We start from the raw sequence: 6,842 nt of genomic DNA, 5'->3' as shown, positions 1-6,842 counted from the left end.
CCCGGGCGATGGGCCTGTCCGCCGGTGGCGGCATGCCGGCGGTGACGGCCCGGCTGGCCGCCGCACTCGACGGGAACCGGCCGCCGGAGCCGGTGCGGGCCCCGCGCCGCGGCGGCCGCCGGCTGGCGGCCCCCGTCGACGGCGACACCGTGATCCCCGAGGGCCAGCCGTGCAGCCAGGTGCTCCGGGAGTTCTTCGTCCGGGAGATCGGGCCCGGATTCCACTTCGACGCCTTCATGCGCGACTACGTGGCGCAGCACGCGGGACACACCCTCGCCGAGGCCGTCGCCCACTGGCACGCCACCCGCGCCCGGGCCGCCGAACCCCGTGAGGTCGCCGCCCAGTTCGAGTTCAACCGGTTCCTGCGCGACTGGCACGCCCGCCACCCGCAGGGCACGCGGCAGCAGGCCCTGGCCGCCTGGCGGGAGCACCGCGCCCTGCCGAAGCACTGAGCCGCCGCACCGCACCGCTCAGGCCGGTCCGCCGGGCCCGCCGTACCGCTCAGACCGCCGGGGCCGCCGGCTCGGGCAGTCGGCGGGCCAGGGCCCAGGCCGCCAGGGGGAGGACCGCCAGCGGGATCAGGGCGGTCCGCACCGAGGTGGCGTCCGCGAGGGCCCCGATCAGCGGGCTCGCCACCCCGCCGACGCTGACCGTCAGGCCGAGGGTGACCCCGCTCGCCGTGCCCATGCGGGACGGCAGGTAGTCCTGGCCCAGCGTGACCTGCAGCGAGAACGGCACGTACAGGGCGGCGGCCGCCAGCGCCGCGCATACGTACACCAGGGGCAGCGGCAGGAGGAGCAGGCCGAGGACGGCGGGGGCGGCCGCCGCGTACGCCCGCCGGACCGTGGTCACCCGGCCCCACCGGGCGGCCAGCCGGCTGCCGAGCAGGGTGCCGCCGGCGCTGCCCGCGAACAGGGCGGACAGGGCGACCGCCCCGGCGGTCCCGCCACCGCCGCGCTCCCGTACGTACAGGGCGATGAACGTGCTCAGCCCGATGAACGCGACCGACCGGACCACCACCACGCCGGAGAGCCGCAGGAACGCCCGGCGGTCCTCGCGGCCGGCCGCCGCGGCGTCGGGCGCCGCCCCCCCCGCCCCCGGCGGCCCCCCCCCCCCCCCGCCCCCCCGCCGGGGGCGGGGGAGGAGGGGCGCCGCCGCCCCTTCCGCCGTCGCCCCCGCCGCCCGCTCGCGCACCGGCCGGGGCAGGTTCAGTACGACGCCGGCCGCCGCCGGGAGCGCCAGCAGCCACCAGCCCGCCGGCCCGGGCACCGACAGGGCGCCGACGACGAGCAGCGGCGCGCACGCGAAGCCGATGTTGCCGCCGAGCGCGAACCAGCTCATCGCCGTGTGCCCGGGGCCGCCCGCGGTGGTGCGCACCAGCCGGGCGGCGGCCGGGTGGTACGCGGCGACGCCCAGCCCGGACAGGGCCACGGCGGCGAGGGTGGCCGGACGGCCGGCGTCCGTGCCGACGAGCGCGATGCCCAGTCCGGCGGCGGCCGTGCTCAGCGGGATCAGCCACGGCAACGGCCGGCGGTCGGCGAGCGCCCCGAACAGCGGCTGGACCACGGAGGACAGCAGCGAGGCGGCGAGCACGATGCCGGAGGCGGCGGCGTACCCGTAGGCGCGCTCGGAGACCAGGAAGGGGACGAGCGCGGCGACGGCGCCCTGGTAGACGTCCACGCAGGAATGGCCGGCCGCGTGGGCCGCGGCGCGACGGCGGCGCGCCGCCGCGGTCCTGGGCGGGGCGGGCTCTGGGGTGAGCTGCTCGGCAGCGGTCTTCGACGGGTTCACGGACCGAGAATGGCCGGTGCCGCCCACGGCCCGCTTCCGATAAATTGCCGGGTGATGCAGAAAATCCGCCACACCCCCAGAGCCGCGACGAGCATCCGCGCGCTCGACACCGGCGTCGGCATCGACCCGCACCGGCACGACGACCACCAGATCGCCTACGCCGGCTCCGGGGTGCTGTCCATCACCACCGACGCCGGGACCTGGGTGGCCCCACCGACCCGCGCGCTGTGGATCCCCGCCGGGACGGTGCACGAACACCGCGGCTACGGGCGCACCGACCTGCACTCCGTCGGCCTGCCGACCCGCCTCAACCCGCTGTCCCTCGACACCCCCGCAGTGATCGCCGTGGGACCGCTGCTGCGGGAGCTGATCCTGGCCTACACGCGGGAGCCCGGGGACGACGGCCCCGAGCGGCGCCGGATGCTCGGCGTCCTGCTCGACCAGCTGCGGGCCGCCCCGCTCCAGCCCCTGCACCTGCCCGCGCCCGCCGACCCCCGGCTCGCGGCGGTGTGCGCCCTGCTGTACGCCGACCCGGCGGATTCCCGCGGGCTCGCGGAGCTCGGCGCAGCCGCCGGCGCGGGCGCGAGCGAGCGCACGCTGAGCAGGCTGTTCCGTGCCGAGCTGGGCATGACCTTCCCGCAGTGGCGCACCCAGCTGCGGCTGCACCGGGCGCTGCGGCTGCTGGCCGCCGGCACGCCCGTCACCGCGGTCGCGCACCGCTGCGGCTGGTCCTCCGCGAGCGCCTTCATCGACGTCTTCCGCCGCGCCTTCGGCCACACGCCGGGGACCCACCCCCCGAAGTAGCCGTCCGGGGACACCTGGATCATCAGGATGATCTTCCGCATGCCGGCGCACGCTCCATACTGGCCGGTGTGAAGACCGAAGACGGCGCAGACGACACGGCCCTGTTCACCACCGAGGGCCACACCGGGGTGATCACCCTCAACCGCCCCCGCGCGCTCAACGCCCTGACCCACCCCATGGTGCTGCGGATCACCGAGGCGCTGACGGCCTGGGAGCACGACCCCGCCGTCGCCCAGGTCCTCATCCGCGGGGCCGGCGAGCGCGGGCTGTGCGCCGGCGGGGACATCCGCGCCATCCACGACGACGCCAAGGCGGGGGGCGACGCGTCCGAGGGCTTCTGGCGCGACGAGTACCGGCTCAACGCGCTGATCGCCCGCTACCCGAAGCCGTACGTGGCCCTCATGGACGGCATCGTGATGGGCGGCGGCGTCGGCGTCTCGGCCCACGGCAGCGTCCGGATCGTCACCGAACGCTCCCGCGTCGCCATGCCCGAGACCGGCATCGGCTTCGTCCCCGACGTGGGCGGTACGCACCTGCTCGCCCGGGCCCCCGGCGAGCTCGGCACCCACCTGGCCCTGACCGGCGCCGCCGTGGGTGCGGCCGACGCCCTGCTGTGCGGACTCGCCGACCACTTCGTACCGGCCGCCCGGCTGCCGGAGCTGACCGCCGCACTCGCCGACGCCCCGGCCGCGCAGGTGCCGGCGCGCTTCGCCGGGCGGCCCGCGCCGGGCGAACTGGCCGGACGGCGGGCCTGGATCGACCGCTGCCACGCCGCGGACACCGTCGAGGAGATCGTGGAGCGGCTGCTGGCGGAGGACGACCCGGCCGCGAAGGAAGCCGCCGAAACGATCCTGTCGAAGTCCCCGACCTCGCTCAAGGTCACCCTGGCCGCCGTCCGCCGGGCCCGCGGCCTCGGCTCCCTGGAGCGGGTGCTGGAGCAGGAGTTCCGGGTCTCCTGCCACGCGCTGCGCGCGCCCGACCTGGTGGAGGGCGTCCGGGCCCAGGTCATCGACAAGGACCGCCGCCCCCGCTGGTCCCCGTCCGCGCTCGCCGACGTGCCGCGGGAGACCGTGGAGCGGTTCTTCGCCCCGCTCGGCGAAGCCCGCGAACTCCGGCTGCCCTGAGAGCCGTCGCGGAAGGGTGGACCCGTGGACAGGCGGTCCCGGCGGAACCGCGGACCGGCCGGCCGGCGGACGGGCCTTCCCGGCGGACCGGCGGAACCGCGGACGGGCCTTCCCGGCGGAACCGCGGAACCGCGGACCCGCGGGCGGGCCTTCCCGGCGGAACCGCGGAACCGCGGACCCGCGGACTGGCCTTCCCGGCGGAACCGCGGACCGGCCGACCGGCGGAACCGCGGACCGGCCGACCGGCGGAGCGCGGACCGGCCGGCCGCTCGGCCGGTCCCGTCAGCGGTAGCCGGTCGTGTCGGCCGGGCGGCCCGGGTCCTGGACCTCGACCATGTACCGCCAGGCGTCCGGCCGGCTGCCGTCGAGATCGGTGAACCCGTAGACGCCGGCCAGCTGCCCGCTGGAGAGCGACTGCCCGTTCCAGCGCGCCACCCGCGGGTCCGCGGCGAGCGCCGCGACGGCCCGCCCCACGTACGACGGCGTCTCGGAGATGGCGAAGTGCGGGACCCTCCCCAGCGCGTCCCGCCAGTTCGCCTCGGTCACCCCGAAGTTCTCCAGCATCATCTCCGAGCGCAGCCAGCCCGGCGTCAGCGCCACCGCCGTCGCCCCGCGCGGCCCCAGCTCGTGCCCGAGCGCGAAGGCCATCCGCAGGACCGCCGACTTGGCGACGTCGTAGAAGAACGAGACCCGGTAGCGGCGCGCGTTGTAGTCGGCCGTGCCGTCCGTCATCTCCACCACCAGCCCGCCCGGCTCGCGCAGCAGCAGCGGCAGCGCGAAGTGGCTCGTGACGGCATGGGTGTCCACCGCGAGCCGCAGCAGCCGCAGCCCCTTGTCCAGGTCGTGCTCCCACACCGGGCTGTCCCACTCGAAGAGCAGCTCGCCGCCCCAGGTGTCGTTCACCAGCACGTCGAGACGGCCCTGCTCCGCGTCGATCCGCCCGACCAGCGCCGCCACCTGCCCGGGCACCAGATGGTCCGTGACCACCGCGATCCCGCGCCCGCCCGCCGCCGTGACCAGCTCCGCCGTCTCCTCGACCGTCTCGGGCCGGCCGTATTCGGAACGGCTGCCGCGCGTACTGCGCCCCGTGACGTACACCGTCGCGCCCTGCGCGCCCAGCTGGACCGCGATGCCCCGGCCCGCCCCGCGCGTCGCCCCGGCCACCAGGGCCACCCTGCCGTCGAGTGTCCGCCGCGATTCGACCACGCCCCGACCCTACGCCGCGACCGCCGCCACCGGCTTGTCCAACCCGGCCTCCAGGCCGCACTGTTGCCCGAGATTCGTCCATACGGTCAGGAGCCCCGGCTTGTCACCCGACACCGCACCCACGTCCCCCTACGTCATCGACCCCGCGGGCGGCTGCCCGCACGCCCTCAACGCACGGCTGCGCGCCGCGGGATCCGTGGCGGACGTCGTCCTGCCCGGCGGCGTGCCCGCGGCGGTCGTCCTCGGACACGATGCGCTGAAGGAGTTCCTCGGCCACCCCGACGCGGCCAAGGACGCCCGGCACTTCCCCGCCCTGCACGACGGCACCATCGCGCCGGACTGGCCGCTGCGGGTGTTCGCCAACGCCCAGGGCATGCACACCGCCGACGGCGCCGACCACCGCCGGCTGCGCTCCCTCGTCGGCAACGCCTTCACCGCCCGCCAGGTGGAGCGGCTGCGGCCGCGCATCGAACAGCTGACCGCCGACCTGCTCGACGACCTCGGCCGGGCGGCCGCCGAGGCCCCCGACGCCGTCGCCGACCTGCGCACCCACTTCGCGCTGCCGCTGCCGATGAGCGTCATCTGCGAGCTGCTCGGCGTGGACCCCGAGCACCGCGGGCGGCTGCACCGGCTGTCCCACACGGTGATCATCGCCACCGACACCACCCCCGCCGAGGCGATGGCCGCCGTACGGGAACTCGTCGAGCTGATGGGCACCATCGCCGCCGCCCGCCGGGAGGCCCCGGGCGACGACCTCACCAGCGCGCTGATCGCCGCGCGCGAAAGTGACGGCGACCGGCTCAGCGAGGCCGAACTCATCGGCACCATGCGCCTGATGCTCGTCGCGGGCCACGAGACCACCCTCAACCTGATCAGCAACGCCGTGCGCGCCCTGTGCACCCACCGCGACCAGCTCGCCCTGGTCCAGGAGGGCAAGGCCACCTGGTCCGACGTGGTGGACGAGACCCTGCGCTGGGACGGCCCGGTCAGCTGGTTCCCCTTCCGCTACCCCACCCGCGACCTCACCGTCGACGGAACCGTGATCCCGCAGGGCACCCCGGTCCTCGCCGGCTACACCGCGGCCGGCCGGGACGAGGCCTTCCACGGACCCGACGCCGACCGCTTCGACATCACCCGTCCCACCGCCGCCCGCAGCCTCTCCTTCGGGCACGGCGCCCACTACTGCGTCGGCGCCCCGCTCGCCCGCCTGGAGGCCACCATCGCCCTGGAGCGGCTGTTCACCCGCTTCCCGGACCTCGACCTCGCGGTACCGGAACCCGAACTGCCGCACCAGCGCAGCTTCATCGGCAACAGCGTCGCCGCACTCCCGGTCCGCCTCGGCCGGCCGTAGCCCACCCGGGTCACTCGTTCGGGCAGTTCTGGCGGTACGCCTCGTCGTACGCGGTGTCGTAGCCGACCGCGCAGCCGTTCTGGAAGGCCAGGATCAGGGTGTTGGGCTGCTGCTGCGGCACGAGACGGGCGTTTCTTGCGCGAGAGGTCGCACGCCGCGCCCTCCTGGCGGCCCCGCGTCTCCCCGGAGGACTTCCCGGCGGCGTACGTGCCGGCCTCCGTCCGCGCCGGCGGCTTCGGCGCGGGCGGGGTCTGCGGCTGGTTCGTCGTGTCGCACGCGGCCTTGCCGGCGGCCGCGGGCCGGGCGGCCGCCGGAACGACCACCAGCAGGGCCGGCGCCGGTGCGGACAGCATGGCGAGCGGAGCCAGCGCCCGCCCTCGGAGGTGGCGGGTCACGGTCGTCCTCCCGGACGGATGGGTCCGGCCCGGACGGCCGACCGGGCGGGCGGCCCACGGCGGGTCCCCGGCCCGCCGCTCACGGCGACCGGCGGTGCGCCGCCGGAGCCGCACGTCGGTCCTCGGAGGGTCCGCGCGGCGGGCGGCCGGGAGCCTGGGCGAGCGCAGGAC

The 6,842-nt window shown here is 76.6% G+C and carries 6 protein-coding genes and 1 pseudogene; 5 read left to right on the top strand and 2 right to left on the bottom strand.

The features are described from left to right. A partial coding sequence (locus tag ACFXA3_RS30535; RefSeq protein WP_385191866.1) for a DUF6434 domain-containing protein occupies nt 1-452 on the top strand: 452 nt, incomplete at its 5' end. Between the two features lie 49 nt (nt 453-501). Here ACFXA3_RS30535 and ACFXA3_RS30530 read toward each other — a convergent pair. Next, nucleotides 502-1,791 carry an MFS transporter gene (locus ACFXA3_RS30530; protein WP_385191863.1) on the bottom strand — a complete coding sequence of 430 codons (1,290 nt, stop codon included), beginning with the start codon at nt 1,789-1,791 and terminating at the stop codon, nt 502-504. A gap of 54 nt (nt 1,792-1,845) precedes the next feature. Here ACFXA3_RS30530 and ACFXA3_RS30525 point away from each other — a divergent pair, with 54 nt between their 5' ends. Further along, a complete protein-coding gene (locus ACFXA3_RS30525) occupies nt 1,846-2,595 on the top strand; it encodes an AraC family transcriptional regulator (protein WP_385191860.1) in 750 nt (249 codons plus the stop codon). Between the two features lie 68 nt (nt 2,596-2,663). Beyond that, entirely contained in the window at nt 2,664-3,719 is a 1,056-nt protein-coding gene (locus tag ACFXA3_RS30520) for an enoyl-CoA hydratase/isomerase family protein (RefSeq protein ID WP_385191858.1), read from the top strand. A 282-nt stretch (nt 3,720-4,001) separates the two neighbouring features. Here ACFXA3_RS30520 and ACFXA3_RS30515 read toward each other — a convergent pair whose 3' ends face one another. Continuing rightward, nucleotides 4,002-4,925, bottom strand: a complete 924-nt coding sequence (locus ACFXA3_RS30515) for an SDR family oxidoreductase (RefSeq protein ID WP_385191855.1) — start codon at nt 4,923-4,925, stop codon at nt 4,002-4,004. 100 nt (nt 4,926-5,025) lie between these two features. On the opposite strand from ACFXA3_RS30515, the gene ACFXA3_RS30510 reads away from it, so the two are divergent. Further along, nucleotides 5,026-6,276 (top strand): cytochrome P450, encoded by a 1,251-nt coding sequence (locus ACFXA3_RS30510; RefSeq protein ID WP_385191853.1) that lies wholly within the window; start codon nt 5,026-5,028, stop codon nt 6,274-6,276. 135 nt (nt 6,277-6,411) lie between these two features. After that, nucleotides 6,412-6,842, top strand: a pseudogene (locus ACFXA3_RS30505) (hypothetical protein); the annotation flags it as partial.

The organism is Streptomyces sp. NPDC059456 (assembly GCF_042750055.1).
GTDB lineage: Bacteria > Actinomycetota > Actinomycetes > Streptomycetales > Streptomycetaceae > Streptomyces.
Note: the sequence above shows the minus strand (reverse complement) of the source record. Positions and strands in the feature narration are given on the sequence as shown.